We start from the raw sequence: 15,124 nt of genomic DNA, 5'->3' as shown, positions 1-15,124 counted from the left end.
GGTTCTTCGCCTCCTCGCGCCGCGCCTCCCGACCGGCGCGCGTCCTGGCACAGAGCCGCACTACGCGGGGTGGACCCGCACGGGCAGGGAGTCCCAAGCCCGCAGGGTGTTGTTGTGGTGCCGCCTGGTCGGCCCGGCGACCTCCAGGCGCTCGACCCGGGCCGCCAGCGCGGTCAGCAGCGCTTCGGCCTCCAGGCGGGCGACGTGCTGCCCGACGCACTGGTGCAGGCCCGTGCCGAAACCGACGTGGCCGGACGGGTCGCGGGAGAGGTCGAAGGCGTCCGGGTCGGCCCACCTGCGCGGGTCGCGGTTGGCCGCGCCGAGGGACAACAGGATCTTCCCGCCCTCGGGGACGACGGTCCCCGCGACCTCGACGTCCCGGGTGGCCGTGCGGAAGAACGTCTGCACCGGCGACCCCCAGCGCACCGCCTCGTCGAACGCCACCCGCGTCAGGTGCGGTTCGGCGCGCAACCGCCGCCACTGCTCCGGGTGCGTCGCGAAGGCGTGCAGCACCGCCGCCAGCCCGTGGACCGTGGTGTCGACCCCGGCGGAGAGCAGCGAGCGCACCACCAGCGGGGCCTGCTCGTGGGTGATGTCGCCGTGGTCGGCGGCGGCCCAGATCGCGGCGCCGAACCCGTCGTCGGACAGCACCTCGCGGGCGCACCGCGCGTCGACCCAGCCGGCGAGCCCGCCGATGCGCGGCAGTCCCGCGAGCACGAGGTCGTTGCGGGGCCCGAAGGCGTTGAACAGGTGGTCGCCGTAGGGCAGCAGGTTCTCCCGGCCCTCGCGCGGGATGCCGACCGCGTCCGGGAACACCCGCAGCGGGAACGCCCGGGCCAGCCCCGTGACCGCGTCGAACTCGCCCTCGGCCACGACCTCGTCGACCAGGTCCCGGGCGTCGGCGAACCACTCGGCGCGCAACCGCCGCAGCGCACGCGGCCCCAGCACCCCCGACAGCACCGCCCGGGGCGCGTCGTGGTGCGGCGGGTCGGCCTCCAGCAGCGGGCTCGGCGGGCGCCACGGCCCCTCGTGGCGGAAGTCGCCCAACCCGACCCCGGCGGCGGACCGGAAGCCCTGCCAGTCGACCAGCGCGGCGCGCACCTGCTCGTAGCGGCCCATCGCGTGCACGCCGTACCGGTCGAGGTGGACGACGGGCCCGGCGTCGCGCAGCCACGCCTGGAACGCCGTCGGTTCCTCCAGCACGTCGGGGGAGAACGGGTCCGCGTCGGTGGTCGGCACGGTCGGGGCGTGCGGCACGCGCGGGGAGGTCGGGGAGGTCGGGGAGGTCGACACGGAACCACTCCTTCGTGGTCAGAGGTCGAGGACCAGGCGGTCGGAGCGCGACCGCGACACGCACGGGAACAGGCAGTCGCCCGAGGCGCGCTCGGCGTCGTCGAGGATCGAGTCGCGGTGGTCCGGCTCACCGCCCAGGACGGTGGTCTCGCAGGTCCCGCACGTCCCCCGGCGGCAGGAGGACAGCACGGCGACCCCGACGCCGTTCAGGGCGTCGAGCACCGACTGCCCCGGCGCGACGACCACGCTGCGGCCGGAGCGGCGCAGCTCGACCTCGAACGGCTCGTCCCGCGCCGGCGCGCCCCGGTCCTCGGGCACGAACCGCTCCGTGCGCACCTGACCCGGCGGGTGCTCGGCGCACAACCCCTCCACCGCCCGCAGCAGCGCGGCCGGGCCGCAGCAGTAGACCTTGGTGGCCGAACCGGGGGAGGGCAGCCAGGCGGCCAGGTCCGGCAGGCCGCGCACGTCCTGCGGCACGACGACGACCTTGTCGCCGTAGGCGGCCAGCTCGGGCAGGAACGCCATGCCGCGCAGGCTGCGCCCGCCGTAGAGCAGGCGCCAGTCGGCGCCGACCAGCTCGGCCTGCCGGACCATCGGCAGCAGCGGGGTGATGCCGATGCCGCCCGCGACGAACAGGTAGGACGGGGACGGGACCAGGCGGAAGTTGTTGCGGGGACCGCCGAGCGACACCCGGTCGCCGACGCGCAGCCCGTCGTGCACGAACACCGAACCGCCGCGACCCGCGGGGTCGCGCAGCACCGCCACCCGGTAGTCGTACGGGTCCCACCGGTCACCGCACAGCGAGTACTGGCGGACCAGCCCGCCCGGCAGCACCAGGTCGACGTGCGCCCCCGGCGCCCACTCCGGCAGGCGGTCCCGCGCGGGGCCGCGCAGGGTGAGCGCCACGACGTCGTCGGCGACCGGCGACTTGTCCACCACGACCAGTTCGACCAGCGCGTTCTCGGCGGGGTTCATCGTCATCGATGCTCCTCGGGGGTTCCCGGGCTGCTCGGGGTTGCCGGTGGGGTCCGAGGGTGCCGCCGCGGCGGTCCGCGGCACCACGGCGCTCTCACTGGTCGAGAGGGAACCTCCCGCGGGCCCGCTGGCCCAGCGCCCGCGACACCCCGCGCGCCGCCGCGCGCAGCACCGGGACGGCCGTGCGGGCGTCGTCGTCGTTGGGCACGACCACCGACAGCGCGGCGACGACCGCGCCCGTCGCGTCCCGCACCGGCACGGCGGCGCCGGTGGCGTGCTCGTCGATGAACCCGGGGCAGAAGGCATACCCGTCGCGGCGCACGGCCGCCAGCAGGGCGCGCAGCCGGCGCGGGTCGACCACGGTGTGCGGGGTGTAGCGGCGCAGGGGACCGGCCAGCACCCGCTCCTGCCGCTCGACCGGTCCGAAGGCGAGCAGCACCAGGCCCGCCGACGAGGCGTGCGGGGGCAGCCGGCCGGCGATCCGGGTGACCGCGGCGACCGCGCCGGGCGCGGACAGGCGTTCGACGAACAACGCCTCGCCGTCGGCCGGCACCGCCAGCTGCGCGTGGTGCCCGACCACGGCGTGCAGGTCCTCCAGGAACGGCATCGCCGCCTCGCGCAGGCCCGACGCGGGGCAGGCGCGGACCGCCAGCTCCCACATCCGCACGCCGACGCCGACCCGGCGGTGCTCGTCGCGGCTCAGCCAACCGAGGCGGACCAGCTCCTCGACCAGCCGGGACGCGGTCGCCAGGTGCAGGCCGCCGCGGCGGGCGACGTCGGTGACCCGCAGGGTGGGGTGGTCCTGGTCGAACGCCTCGAAGATCCGCACCACGCGGGAGAGCACGGACCCCCCGTCGGCACCCCTCACGGCGGTCCTCCCGGGTCGGGGAGCACCGGCGGGACCGGTGCGCCTGCCGGTCCTCGGCGACCGGCACCACTGACCCCCAGTCTCGGGATCACCGCCGCCGCGCGGAAATCACTTCTGCTGACCCCGGGTATCCACCGCGTCGATGGTGGAGGGCGTCGCCGGGTCCGCGCGGTGGCGGGCGGTGCCGTTCGTCAGCCGCGCAGGAAGTCGACGATCGCCGCCCGGAAGTCGGGGTGGCCGCCCGTGCTGCCGTGGTCGCCCGCCACCAGGCGGAGCCGGGCGTCGGGAACGGCGTCGGCGAGCACCCGGGGACGTGCGGCGAGCGGGTCGTCGTCGCCGGCGAGGACGAGCGTCGGGGCGGTGACGGCGGCGAGGTTGATGACGCCCCGGTGCACGGAACGGGCCTGCGCGGCGAGGGACGGCAGGTCCGCCCCCAGCGCCTCGGCGAACGCGCGCACACCCGCGACCTCGGGCGGCAGGGCGGCGGGGTCGTCGGCGAGGAGCGCTTCGGCGAGGACGGTGTCGGGCAGGACCCGGGTGTCGACGCCGCCGAGTTCGACGACCGCGGCGCCGACGCCGCCGACGACCAGCCTGCGCACGGCGGGTTCCCCGGCGGCCGTGAGGAGCGCGACGACCGCGCCCATCGAGTAGCCGACGAGGTCCACGGCGGGGGCGTCGAGGGTGGCGATGACGGCGCGCAGGTCGCGGGCCATGCGCCGTTCGCCGTAGCGGCCGGGGTCGGGCGACTTCCCGGACCGGCCGTGGCCGCGCGCGTCGACCCCCACGACGGTGCGCCCGGCGGCGGTGAGGGCGGCGACCGTGCCGCGCCCGGCCCAGTCGACCAGCGTGTCGGCGGCGAAGCCGTGCTGGAGCACCACCGGCACGGGGTGCGGTGAGGTACCGGGGTCGGGGTCCCAGTGGTGGTGGGCGATCACGGTGCCGTCGTCGACGACGAGGGTGGCGGTCCGCGCCGGCGCGGCTGCGGTCGGGGAGTCGGTCACCGGGTTACCTCCTCGGCTCGTACCGCAGTGCCACCGCCCCCGAGGCGAACTCCAGCCGGTCCACGAGCGCCAGGTCGACCAGCTCCGACAGCCCCGCGAACACCGTCGGCCCGCGTCCCGCGATCCGGGGGTGCACCACGAACTCGTACTCGTCGATCAGCCCCAGCTCCGCCAACGCCAGCGGGAGTCGCACGCCGCCGACGAACAACCCCCTGCCCGGTTCCCGCTTGAGCCGCTCGACGGCCTCGCCCAGGTCCCCGCGCACGAGTTCCGCGTTCCAGTCGACCCGCTCCAGGGTGCTCGACACGACGTGCTTCCGCGCCGCGTCGATCGTCCGGGCGAAGGGCTCCGCCCACCCGGGCCTCGTCCCCGCCGGCGCGGCCGGTCGCCACGCCGCCTCCATCATCCCGTAGGTCACCCGTCCGAAGAGGAGCGCGTCGGCCCGGTCGAGGTTCGCGGTGTGGTGGCGGTGCAGCTCTTCGTCCGCGGGGATCGCCTCGTGGTCGCAGCACCCGTCCAAGGTGACGTTGACGGAGTACCGGAGGGGTCGCATCCGGCAAGGGTACGGGTGACCTGCCGGTGTCAGTCGAGGCGCAGGACGGTTTCCTCGATCTCCGCGTTCCGGGCGGAGGCGTAGGAGGTCTCGGTGCCGACGACCGCGAAGCCCGCCCTGCGCAGGACCTTGAGCGACCCGAGGTTGTCACTGGCGGCGCGGGCGTGCAGGGGGCGGGTCGCGAGCGCGTCGAGGAACAGGGCCAGCGCCCGGCCGGCGACCCCCCGGCCCCAGACCGCGCGGTCGACCCAGTAGGTGATCTCGGTGTCGCCGTCCACGACGAAGGAGGCGATGCTGCCGACGAGGCGGCCGTCGAGGGTCACCGCGCGCAGCACGCCGTCGGGCAGGGCGCGCACCTTGGCCATGTGCGCGTCGAACGCGGCGCGGTCGTCGGGGTCCTCGGCGGTGAAGGCCGCCATCCGGACCGACTCGGGGTCGCGCATCTGCTCGAACAGCGCGTCGAGGTCGGCGTCCTCGACCGGCCGCAGTGCCACCTCTGCCACGGTGTCCTCCTCGACCTCGTCCGCCCGGGCTCGCGGGAACGTACCAGTGGCGACCGACAGGTCCGCCGTGGCCGGCCGGTGCGCCCTCGACCGCGCCCTCGACCGCGCCCTTGACACCGCCGGCACTTGCTCGCACACTGGGACGGCCGCGAATGTTAACGCAAACATCTGTGGTTGCCGAGGAGATCAACGATGAACTCTTCACCCTCTCGCGAACGTCCCCGTGCGAGATCCCGACGGGAGATCCGGGTCGATCCGCGGCGTGAATGAACCGCCGCCGAGGTAGGACCACCGACTCCGTCCTCAATGGACACACAAGTCCCGATCGGCCGTCGACGGCTCCCCCGCCGGGCGGTCGCCGACGCATGTGCACGTTCACACTCCAGCGCAACCCAGTGATGGGACGTTCCATGACACTGATCACGGCACCCGGCGGTCGCCCGTCGGAGTCACCGGGGAGAACCCGGTCGTCGCGCCGGTCGCTCCTCGCCCTCGCGGTGACCGCGCTCGCCGCGGCGGCGGCGCTCGTCGCCCCCGCGCCGCCCGCGAACGCCGCCACCAGCCAGTTCCGCGGCATGAACTGGGCCGTGCTGGGCGACAACTTCAGCACCGGTGCGCTCGTCGTGCAGGGCCTGAACCGGTCCGACAGCTACGCGACGGTGCGGGCCAAGGCCAACGCCCTCTACGACGACATGGCCGCCACCCTGGGGGTCAACACCGTCCGGCTGCCCGTCAACACCCACACCGTGGCCGACACGACCTGGTGGAACGCCTACCGGGGCGCCGTCGACGCCGCGACCGAGCGGGGGTTCAAGGTCATCCTCGCCTACTGGGAGGACGGTGCCGCCTCCGGCGGCAGGATCACGAACCCCGCCGCGTGGAACGCGATGTGGGCCGCAGTGGTGGGTGCCTACGGCTCGAACGGCAACGTCTACTTCGAGCCGATGAACGAGCCGCACGGCTACAGCTCGGCGGACTGGCGCACCGTCGCGGCGAACTGGCTGGCCCAGCACACCTCGGCGGTGCCTGGCCGGGTGCTCATCGGCGGCACCGGCTTCAGCCAGGACCTGCGGGACGTCTGCAACGACAGCCGCTTCGCCGCGACGCTGCTGTCCTTCCACCACTACGCCTTCTTCTACGGCCCGATGACCTACGACGCCTTCCGCTCCCACATCCAGGCGCGCCTGGGCAACTGCGCGTCCCGGGCGGTGGCGACCGAGTTCGGCGCGCCGATGTCCACCGGCCTCGACTACGGCGACGCGAACAGCGCCGACAACTTCGTGCGCCACATCCGCGCGATGGCCCAGGTCATGCGCGACAACCGGATGGGCGGCACCTACTGGCCCGCCCTCGGCGGCAAGCCGGGCACCATCGGGTACGACTGGTACTCGATGTACGCCCTGAGCGGCAGCGGCACCGACCTGAACCTGACCGTCCGCAACGCCTCCGGCGCCGACCGGCTCCGGTACGCCTGGGGTGACGGCTCCACGAACCCGCCGGTCACGTTCTACCGGGTCGACGCGCGGCACAGCGGCAAGGCCATGGACGTCCAGCAGCCCAACGCCGACAACGGCGCGCGCGTCGTCCAGTACGCGTACGGCGGCAACGCGTGGCAGCAGTGGCAGTTCCAGGACGCCGGCGGCGGCTACTGGCGCGTCGTCAGCCGCCACAGCGGCAAGTGCCTCGACGTGGTGAGCGCCTCGACGGCGGACGGCGCCGAACTCGTCCAGTACACCTGCGGAACCGGCGCCAACCAGCAGTTCCAGATGGTCGCGAACGGCTCCTACTTCCAGCTCCGGGCCCGGCACAGCGGCAAGTGCGTGGACGTGCCGGCCGCCTCGACCGCGGACGGCGCGGTCCTCAAGCAGTACCCGTGCAACACCGGCACCAACCAGCAGTGGTCGCGCACGACCGTCTGACGGTCTTCCCGGGGCGACCGCGGTCCCACGCCCCCGGCACCGGGCCCGTGCCCGGTGCCGGCGGCGTGCCGGCCCGCCGGTGCGCGAGGCGGTGGCACGCCCGGACCGGCTCCGGCGGGCGCAGGTCGGTGAGCTCGGTGTCGAAGGTGGCGAGGATGCCCGCCCGCGCGGAGGACCTCGCGCCGTGGCCCGCGGGTCGGGTCACCGCGCCGGGCGACGCCGTCCACGCCACACCGCCCACCGCCGGGACGGGGCGGGTGCGGCCACCGCCGTGGGATCACCCGATCGTGCGACGATGCCCCGCCTGGAACTCGATGTGATCATGTGGCCCGACTCGCCGTGGCCGGTGATGCGGCAGGAGTGGCTGCGGGCCGAGGAGCTGGGGCTCGGCCGGGGTTGGCTGTACGACCACCTGAACCTGGCCGGCCGACCGGTGTGGCACGAGGCGTGCACGACGCTCGCGGCCGTCGCGGCGGCCACCTCGCGCATCGGGGTGGGCGCCATGGTGACCGCGCCGAACTTCCGCCACCCCGTCACCTCCGCCACCCCGTCACCTCCGCCACCCCGTCACCTCCGCCACCCCGTCACCTCCGCCACCCCGTCACCTCCGCCACCCCGTCACCTCCGCCACCCCGTCACCTCCGCCACCCCGTCACCTCCGCCACCCCGTCACCTCCGCCACCCCGTCACCTCCGCCACCCCGTCACCTCCGCCAAGGCCGCGCACGGCGCGCTTCGCCGACCTGTGGATCACCCAGGACGTCGCCCAGGGCCCGGCCGCCTGTGCGGGCACGCCCCACGCCGAGGTCCGGCGCCAGGTCGAGCTGCTGGACCGGGTCTGCGTGGAGCAGGGTCGGGACCCCGGCACGCTGCCCCGCGCGGCGGTGCTCGGCTCCAGGTGCTCGAACAGGCCGCCGGGTCGGTCCGGGGGGCGTGAGCGCCTTCGTCCGGCGCACCGCGCGGTGCGCCGGACGGACGGGGCCTACCCGGGTGGTTCCGCGGCGCCGGTCATGATCGCGACGGCGTCGGACATGGAGATGGTCTTCGGGTCGACCACGGCCCTGCGGCGGCCGAGGCGCTGGATGTGGATGCGGTCGGCGACCTCGAACACGTGCGGCATGTTGTGGCTGATCAGGATCACCGGCAGGCCGCGCTCGCGCACCCGGAGCACGAGGTCGAGCACGGCGCGGGACTCGCGCACGCCCAGCGCCGCCGTGGGTTCGTCCATGATCACGACCCGGCTGCCGAACGCGGCGGCGCGGGCCACGGCGACGGCCTGGCGCTGCCCGCCGGACAGCGTCTCCACCGCCTGACCGGGGTTCTGGATGGTCATGATGCCCAGCGCGTCGAGCTGCCGCCGCGCCTCCTCGCGCATCCCGTTGCGGTCGAGCACCCGGAACACCGTGCCGAGCACGCCCTTGCGGCGGAGTTCGCGGCCCAGGAACAGGTTGGCCGCGATGTCCAGCGACGGCGAGACCGCGAGCGACTGGTGCACGGTCTCGATGCCCGCGTCGCGCGCGTCGATCGGCGAGCTGAACGACACCGGTTCGCCGTCGAGCAGGATCTCGCCCTCGTCCGGCACGAGGGCCCCGGACAGCGCCTTGATCAGGCTGGACTTGCCCGCGCCGTTGTCGCCGATGACGGCGAGGACCTCGCCGGGCAGCAGCTCCAGGTCGGAGCCCGCCAGGGCGGTCACCCGGCCGTAGCGCTTGACCAGGCCGCGGGCCTGCACCACCGGTGTCGTCACGGCTGCACCTTCCTGATCCACTGGTCCAGCGACACCGCGACGATGATCAGCACGCCCACGGCCAGGGTCTGCCACAGCACGTCCACGCCGGCCAGCGCGAGGCCGTTGCGGAACACGCCGACGATCAGCGCGCCGATCAGCGAGCCGACGATCGCGCCCCGGCCGCCGAACAGGCTGGTCCCGCCGATCACCACGGCGGTGATCGAGTCGAGGTTGTCCATCTGCCCGGCCTGCGGGCTGGCCGAGGCGATGCGGCCGATCAGCACCCACGCCGCCAGTGCGTACACCAGACCCGCCGTCGCGTACGCGCTCAGCAGCACGCGGCCGGTGCGGATGCCGGACAGGCGGGCGGCTTCGAGGTCGTCGCCGGTGGCGTAGACGTGGCGGCCCCAGGCGGTGTTCTTCAGCGCGAACGCCATCGCCGCGACCAGGACGACCACCATGACGGAGCCGTAGGTGACGCGGGTGCCGCCGACGGTGATCGTTTCACCGGTCCACAGCAGCAGCGGGGGCATGTCGGTGCCGCGGGTGGTGGCGCTCCCGGAGTACCAGAGGTTCAGCGCGAAGAACACGTTGAGCGTGCCCAGGGTGACGATGAACGGCGGCAGCTTCAGCCGCGTGACCAGCAGCCCGTTGAGCAGGCCGCACAGCGTGCCGACGACGAAGCCGAGCAGCAGCGCGGGCAGGCCGGGCAGCCCGGTGTCGGCGGCGACCTTGGCCATCACGATCGAGGTGAGCACCATGATCGCCCCGCAGGACAGGTCGATGCCCGCGGTGAGGATGACGATCGTCTGGCCGACGGCGAGGGTGCCGATGACCGCGACCTGTTGCAGCACCAGGGAGATGTTGCCCGGCGTGAGGAACCGGGGCGAGAGCACGGCGAACACGACGACGGCGACCAGCAGCACCACGGCGGGACCGATGGTGGCCCGGGCGTGCAGCAGGTGCTGGAGGCGGGTCAGGGGTGACGGGCGGGTCCCGCCACCGACCGGCGGGCGTGCTCCGGGCAGCGTGGTGGACATGGCTCAGCCCCAGCAGTTCCGCAGGCCCCAGGCGGAGTCCTTCGACTCGACCCCGGCCGCGGGCTGGTCGGTGATCAGCGTGACGCCGGTGTCCACGAAGTCCTTGCCGGCGGTGTTCTCCGGTTTCGTGCCGTCCTGGGCGAACTTCGCGATCGCCTCCACGCCGAGCTGCGCCATCTTCAGCGGGTACTGCTGCGCGGTGGCGCCGATGACGCCGGTCCCGACGTCCTCCACGCCGGGGCAGCCGCCGTCCACCGACACGACCACGACGTCCTCCTCCTTGCCCGCCGCCTTCAGCGCCTCGTGCGCGCCGGCCGCCGCGGGCTCGTTGACGGTGTAGACGAGGTTGATGCCGGGGTCCTTCTGGAGCAGGTTCTCCATCGCGGTCCGGCCGCCCTCGGGCGCGCCGTCGGTGACGTCGTGGCCCACGATCCGCGGGTCGCTCTCGTCGCCGATGCGGGTCCTGTCCGCCACGTCCACGCCGAAGCCCTCCAGGAAGCCCTGGTCGCGCTGCACGTCCACGGACACCTGGTTGGGGTTGAGGTCCAGCAGCCCGATCTTCGCCTGCCTGCCCTCGTCCTCGAACTTCGCCTTCGCCCACTGCCCGATCAGCCGGCCCGCCTGGTAGTTGTCGGTGGCGAACGTGGCGTCGGCGGCGTCGGCCGGTTCGAGCTGGGTGTCCAGGGCGATGACCAGCAGGCCGGCCGCGCGGGCCTTGTCCACCGAGGGCACGATCCCCTTCGAGTCGTTGGGCGTGATCAGGATGCCCTTCGCGCCCGCGCCGACCAGGTTCTCGATCGCGTCGACCTGCGACTGGTTGTCGCCGTCCTGCCTGCCCGCGAACGACTGCACCGTCACGCCGGTGCTGTCCGCGGCCTGCTGCGCGCCCTCCTTCATCTTCACGAAGAACGGGTTCGTGTCGGTCTTGGTCACCAACCCGACGAGCGTGCCGCCGCCGGCCGCGTCGCCGCCGTCCCCGCACCCGGTGACCAGCGCCAGCAGCGACACCGACACCAGGGCCGTGGCCGTGCGCGTGGCGCCCCTGCGCGCCCCTCCGGTCATGTCTCCTCCTACGTCAACGTTGACGTAACGGGTGTTCGACGGGGACGTGCTTCTCGTCGGGCCCGATTACGCTCTATCGCGAGCAGAAAAACTCATGCTTTCGCCCTCGGTAGGAGTAGAGGGAGGGCGGAGGACTTTTGCCGAGTCATCGTTGACGCTAGCTTCGTGCTCCAAGTCACGACAAGCCGCCGTTACGCAAGCGTTACTCGGGATGGAGCAGGGTCATGGATGCACGGGGTGCTCGGCGCGAGCCGACCATGCGGGACGTCGCCGCGCTCGCGGGGGTCAGCACGAAGACGGTGTCGCGGGTGATCAACGACCTGCCCGGCGCCGGTCCCGAGGTCGTCGAGCGCGTCCGCGACGCCGCGCGCGCCCTCGGCTACCGGCCCAACCTGACCGCCAGCAGCCTGCGCCGCTCCGACAGGCGCAGCGCCACCATCGGCGTGCTGTTCGAGGACCTGTCCAACCCGTTCGACGCCGCCCTGCTGCGCGCGGTCGAGGACCGGGCCCGGCAGGACGGCGTGCTGGTGCTGGCCGGCAGCAGCGAGGACGACCCGGACCTCCAGCGCGAACTGCTCACCTCCCTGGCCACCCGCCGCGTGGACGGCATGGTCGTCATGGCCGCCGGCGGCCACCAGGACGCGTTGCAGCAGGAACGGGAGCGCGGCACGCCGATGGTGCTGGTCGACCGCCCGCCGACGTTCGACGGCACGGACAGCGTCACCACCACCAACCGCGGCAGCTCCCGGGAGGCCGTGCTCCACCTGGCCGGTCACGGCCACCGGCACATCGCCTTCCTCGGCGACCGGCAGACCCTGTGGACCAGCCGCGAGCGCCACGCCGGCTACGTCGAGGGGATCGCCCACGCGGGTCTGACGCTGCGCGGGGAACTCGTCCGCACCGACCTGCACGGCCCCGACGCCGCCGACGCCGCCACCGCCGCCCTGTTCGACCTCGACGAGCCGCCGACCGCGCTGTTCACCGCGCAGAACCTGGTCACCGTCGGCGCGATGCGCGCCCTGCGCGCCCGCGACCTGCACCGCCGGGTCGCGCTGATCGGCTTCGACGACTTCCCGCTGGCCGACATGCTCGACCCCGGCGTCACCGTCCTGCGCCAGGACGTCCCGGCGCTCGGGCGGAAGGCCGCGGAACTCGTCTTCGCCCGGATCGGGGGCGACCAATCGCCGCCGACGCACGCCGTCGTCCCGGCCGCCCTCGTCCGCCGCGGCTCGGGCGAACTGCCCCCGCGCGGGGCGGGCGCGTGACGGGTCGCCGTTCTCCCCGGAGGACACCCGCACGGCCACGTGCCGCACCCGCCTCGTCCGTACGGCGGCCCTCGCGCGCGATCCGCGCCGGGAGAATCGGGGTGTCGAAGGGAGAGCCGAGTTGCCGCGCCTGGAACGCCCGCTGGTCGAGGACGACACGCCGGTGCTGCGGTTCGCCGGGGACCTGCGGCGGCTGCGGCACGTCGCCGGGTCGCCGTCCTACCGCGAACTCGGCCGCCTGGCGAACTACTCGCCCGCCGCGCTGTCCGAGGCGGCGGCCGGGCGCAGGGTGCCCAGCCTCGCGGTGACCCGGGCGTTCGTCCGGGCCTGCGGGGGAGACGTCGAGGAGTGGACCGCCCGCTGGCGGGAGCTGGCCGCCGGGGGACCCGACCGGGGCGACGCCCCGTACGCGGGGCTGGCCGCCTACCAGGTCGCCGACGCCGAGCGGTTCTTCGGGCGCGAGGCCGAGGTGGGCGGGCTGCTCGAACTGGTGCGGGAACGGCCGTTCGTCGGGGTGTTCGGCGCGTCCGGCGCGGGCAAGTCCTCGCTGCTGCGCGCGGGCCTGGCGGCGCGGTGGGGCGAGCACGTGGTCGTCACGCCCGGCCCGGACCCGATCACCGAGCTGGCGGCGGCGTTCGCCCGCGACCGGTCACCGGTCGACGTGCGCGCCGAACTCGCCGCCGACCCCGCCCACCTGCGCGTGCTGCTGCGCCACGCCGCCGACGACCTGCTGCTCGTGGTCGACCAGTTCGAGGAGGTCTTCACCCTCTGCGGGGAGGACGACCGCCGCTGGTTGGTGCGGGCGCTCACCCACGCCGCCGGGGCCGCCCGGGTCGTCGTCGGCGTGCGGGCCGACTTCTACGGGCACTGCGCCCGCCACCCCGAGCTGCTCGACGCGCTGCACCGCTCGCAGTCGCTCGTCGGCCCGATGACCGCCGAGCAGCTGCGCCGCGCGGTCGTCGAACCCGCGGCCCGGCGGGGCGCCTCGCTGGAGAACGCGTTGGTGGCGCGCCTGATCGCCGACGTCGCCGGCCGGCAGGGCGCGCTGCCGCTGGTCTCGCACGTGCTGGTGGAGACGTGGCGGCGGCGGCGCGGCGCGGTGCTCACGCTGGCCGGCTACGAGGACGCGGGCGGGGTCGAGCACGCCCTGGCGCGCACCGCCGAGCAGGTCCACGACGCGCTGCCCGAGCGGGACAGGCAGGCGGCGCGGCAGGTGTTCCTGCGCCTGGTGGCGCCCGGCGACGGCACCGAGGACACCCGTCGCCGCGTCGTCCGCGCCGAACTCGACGCGGGCGACGCGCTGCTCGACCGGCTCGCGGCGGCCAGGCTGGTCACCGTCGACCGCGACACCGTAGAGCTGACCCACGAGGCGCTGCTGCACGCGTGGCCCCGGCTGGCGGGCTGGCTCGCCGAGGACCGCGACGCGCTGCGCGCCCACCGCAGGCTCACCGGCGCCGCCGACGCCTGGCGCGCCCACGACCGCGACCCCGACGCGCTCTACCGCGGCGCGCACCTCGACCAGGCGCGCCGCCTGCTGCCCCGGCTCAACGAGGTCGAGCGCGAGTTCGTCGAGGCGGGCCTCGCCGCCGACCGCGACCGCGAGGCGTCGCGCCGGCGGGGCGTGCGCAGGCTGCGGCGGCTCGTCGCCTGCCTCGCCGCGCTCGTCCTGCTGCTCGCCGCCACCGCCGCGTACGCGGTCACCGCGCAGCGCGCCGCCACCCGCGAGCGCAACCAGGCGCTGTCGCTGCGCGCCGCCGACACCGCCCTGGCCCTGCTGGGCCGGCCGCGCGAGGCGGCGGCGCTCGCCCTGGCCGCCTACCGCGTCGCCCCCACCACCGAGGCGCGGGACGCGCTCCTGCTGGCCCGCGCGGCGGGCACCGCCACCGTCCTGGGCGACGGCTACGCGCGCGTGCCCGGCGGGATCACCGTGACCCACGAGCTCGCACCCGGTGCCGGGGCCGCCGCCTACCGCCTCTGGGACGGGGACCGGCCGGCGGGGCGGGTCGTGCTGCCGGCCGGGAGCTTCCTGGGGCTGTTCAGCGCCGACGAGCGCACCGCGCTGGCCGTGGTCCGCCCCGGCGAGTTCCAGGTGTGGGACCTCGGCGACCTCGACGCGCCGCGCCGGACCGCCGCCATGACCGACTCGCCGTTCCCCGGCGGCATCGACGCGGCGGGCACCCTGATGGCCGCCGTCGAGGACGGCGCCGCGGTCCACTGGCGCCCCGGCGACGCCACCCGCACCCGCCTGCCCGGTGACGGCGTGGAGGTCGCCGTGCCGCTGGACGACGGGACCGGCGTGGTCGTGGTGCGCCGCGACGGCGACCGCCGCGACGTGGAGGTGCGGTTCCTGGACGGGCGGACCACGCCGGTGCTGAGCCGTTCCACCCGCCTGGGGGTCGCGGTCGGGCCGGGCGGGCGGCTCGCCGTCTCCGACCTCGACGGCGGGCGCCTCACCGTGCTCGACGGCGGGGCCGGGACGCCGGTGGAGGCGGACGAGGTGCCGGAGGGGGCCGTGGTGGAGTTCTCGCGCGACGGGCGGAGCCTCACCGCCGTGCACCGCGACGCGGTGCGGCTGTGGGACCTGACCGGTGACCGGGAACCGCTGTCGCTGCGCGCGCCCGGGGTGGAGTTCGCCGGGGCGCGCTACGACGCCGCGAGCGGTGAGCTGCTGCTGCTGACCCTGCGCGACGGCGCGCTGTGGCGGCTCGCGGTGGACGTCGACCGCGCGGTGCGCGACGTGTGCGCCGACCCGGTCGGCGTCGACTGGGGGGAGCACTTCCCCGACGTGCCCGAACGACCGCTGTGCCCGTGACGGGCGTCGGGCGGGCCCTCGCCCCGCCCGACGCCCGTCACGGACCCGCCTGCCGCAGGTCGCCAACCGCCTGCCGCCAACCGCCTGCCGCCAACCGCCTGCCGC

Annotated in this window: 12 protein-coding genes and 1 pseudogene; 4 read left to right on the top strand and 9 right to left on the bottom strand. The window is 75.0% G+C overall.

Annotated elements, in window-relative coordinates; all coding sequences use genetic code 11:
* Positions 1-60 precede the first annotated feature (60 nt).
* From ACRAKJ_RS24705 to ACRAKJ_RS24680, 6 genes are all read right to left on the bottom strand, one after another.
* Positions 61-1,293: a cytochrome P450 gene (locus ACRAKJ_RS24705; protein WP_438923554.1), complete on the bottom strand. Its 1,233-nt coding sequence runs from the start codon at positions 1,291-1,293 to the stop codon at positions 61-63.
* An 18-nt stretch (positions 1,294-1,311) separates the two neighbouring features.
* Positions 1,312-2,274, bottom strand: coding sequence for a 2Fe-2S iron-sulfur cluster-binding protein (locus ACRAKJ_RS24700; RefSeq protein ID WP_438923553.1), 963 nt, complete (start codon positions 2,272-2,274; stop codon positions 1,312-1,314).
* A gap of 88 nt (positions 2,275-2,362) precedes the next feature.
* On the bottom strand, positions 2,363-3,136 hold the full coding sequence (locus ACRAKJ_RS24695; protein ID WP_438923552.1) for an IclR family transcriptional regulator domain-containing protein: 774 nt from the start codon (positions 3,134-3,136) through the stop codon (positions 2,363-2,365).
* Between the two features lie 191 nt (positions 3,137-3,327).
* Positions 3,328-4,137 carry an alpha/beta fold hydrolase gene (locus ACRAKJ_RS24690; RefSeq protein WP_438923551.1) on the bottom strand — a complete coding sequence of 270 codons (810 nt, stop codon included), beginning with the start codon at positions 4,135-4,137 and terminating at the stop codon, positions 3,328-3,330.
* Between the two features lie 4 nt (positions 4,138-4,141).
* Entirely contained in the window at positions 4,142-4,690 is a 549-nt protein-coding gene (locus tag ACRAKJ_RS24685) for a dihydrofolate reductase family protein (protein ID WP_438923550.1), read from the bottom strand.
* 29 nt (positions 4,691-4,719) lie between these two features.
* Complete coding sequence (locus ACRAKJ_RS24680; protein ID WP_438923549.1) at positions 4,720-5,193, bottom strand: GNAT family N-acetyltransferase; 474 nt, start codon at positions 5,191-5,193, stop codon at positions 4,720-4,722.
* A gap of 410 nt (positions 5,194-5,603) precedes the next feature.
* Here ACRAKJ_RS24680 and ACRAKJ_RS24675 point away from each other — a divergent pair, with 410 nt between their 5' ends.
* Both ACRAKJ_RS24675 and ACRAKJ_RS24670 read left to right on the top strand, forming a co-directional pair.
* Entirely contained in the window at positions 5,604-7,112 is a 1,509-nt protein-coding gene (locus ACRAKJ_RS24675; protein WP_438923548.1) for an RICIN domain-containing protein, read from the top strand.
* A 295-nt stretch (positions 7,113-7,407) separates the two neighbouring features.
* A pseudogene (locus ACRAKJ_RS24670) lies at positions 7,408-7,596 on the top strand (hypothetical protein); the annotation flags it as partial.
* Positions 7,597-8,093: 497 nt separating this feature from the next.
* Here the strand turns inward: ACRAKJ_RS24670 and ACRAKJ_RS24665 are convergent.
* From ACRAKJ_RS24665 to ACRAKJ_RS24655, 3 genes are read right to left on the bottom strand one after another with little or no spacing between them, the layout of a single operon-like run.
* On the bottom strand, positions 8,094-8,858 hold the full coding sequence (locus tag ACRAKJ_RS24665) for an ATP-binding cassette domain-containing protein (protein WP_438926783.1): 765 nt from the start codon (positions 8,856-8,858) through the stop codon (positions 8,094-8,096).
* The gene (locus ACRAKJ_RS24660) at positions 8,855-9,880 is read right to left on the bottom strand and encodes an ABC transporter permease subunit (RefSeq protein WP_438926782.1); all 1,026 of its coding nucleotides are present in this window, start codon (positions 9,878-9,880) and stop codon (positions 8,855-8,857) included. Before ACRAKJ_RS24660 ends, ACRAKJ_RS24665 begins: the two co-directional genes overlap by 4 nt.
* A 3-nt stretch (positions 9,881-9,883) precedes the next feature.
* Positions 9,884-10,942 carry a substrate-binding domain-containing protein gene (locus ACRAKJ_RS24655; protein WP_438926781.1) on the bottom strand — a complete coding sequence of 353 codons (1,059 nt, stop codon included), beginning with the start codon at positions 10,940-10,942 and terminating at the stop codon, positions 9,884-9,886.
* Between the two features lie 224 nt (positions 10,943-11,166).
* Here ACRAKJ_RS24655 and ACRAKJ_RS24650 point away from each other — a divergent pair, with 224 nt between their 5' ends.
* On the top strand, positions 11,167-12,207 hold the full coding sequence (locus ACRAKJ_RS24650; RefSeq protein ID WP_438926780.1) for a substrate-binding domain-containing protein: 1,041 nt from the start codon (positions 11,167-11,169) through the stop codon (positions 12,205-12,207).
* A gap of 121 nt (positions 12,208-12,328) precedes the next feature.
* On the top strand, positions 12,329-15,019 hold the full coding sequence (locus ACRAKJ_RS24645) for an nSTAND1 domain-containing NTPase (RefSeq protein WP_447008682.1): 2,691 nt from the start codon (positions 12,329-12,331) through the stop codon (positions 15,017-15,019).
* Positions 15,020-15,124 lie beyond the last annotated feature (105 nt).

It is taken from the genome of Saccharothrix sp. DSM 118769 (assembly GCF_052936295.1).
This window is presented reverse-complemented; position numbering and strand designations above follow the sequence as displayed.

Coding starts and splice junctions, on each gene's coding strand:
- ACRAKJ_RS24700 (WP_438923553.1), bottom strand. CDS start 2,274: ATGACGATGAACCCCGCCGAGAACGCGCTGGTCGAACTGGTCGTGGTG.
- ACRAKJ_RS24685 (WP_438923550.1), bottom strand. CDS start 4,690: ATGCGACCCCTCCGGTACTCCGTCAACGTCACCTTGGACGGGTGCTGC.
- ACRAKJ_RS24675 (WP_438923548.1), top strand. CDS start 5,604: ATGACACTGATCACGGCACCCGGCGGTCGCCCGTCGGAGTCACCGGGG.
- ACRAKJ_RS24660 (WP_438926782.1), bottom strand. CDS start 9,880: ATGTCCACCACGCTGCCCGGAGCACGCCCGCCGGTCGGTGGCGGGACC.
- ACRAKJ_RS24655 (WP_438926781.1), bottom strand. CDS start 10,942: ATGACCGGAGGGGCGCGCAGGGGCGCCACGCGCACGGCCACGGCCCTG.
- ACRAKJ_RS24650 (WP_438926780.1), top strand. CDS start 11,167: ATGGATGCACGGGGTGCTCGGCGCGAGCCGACCATGCGGGACGTCGCC.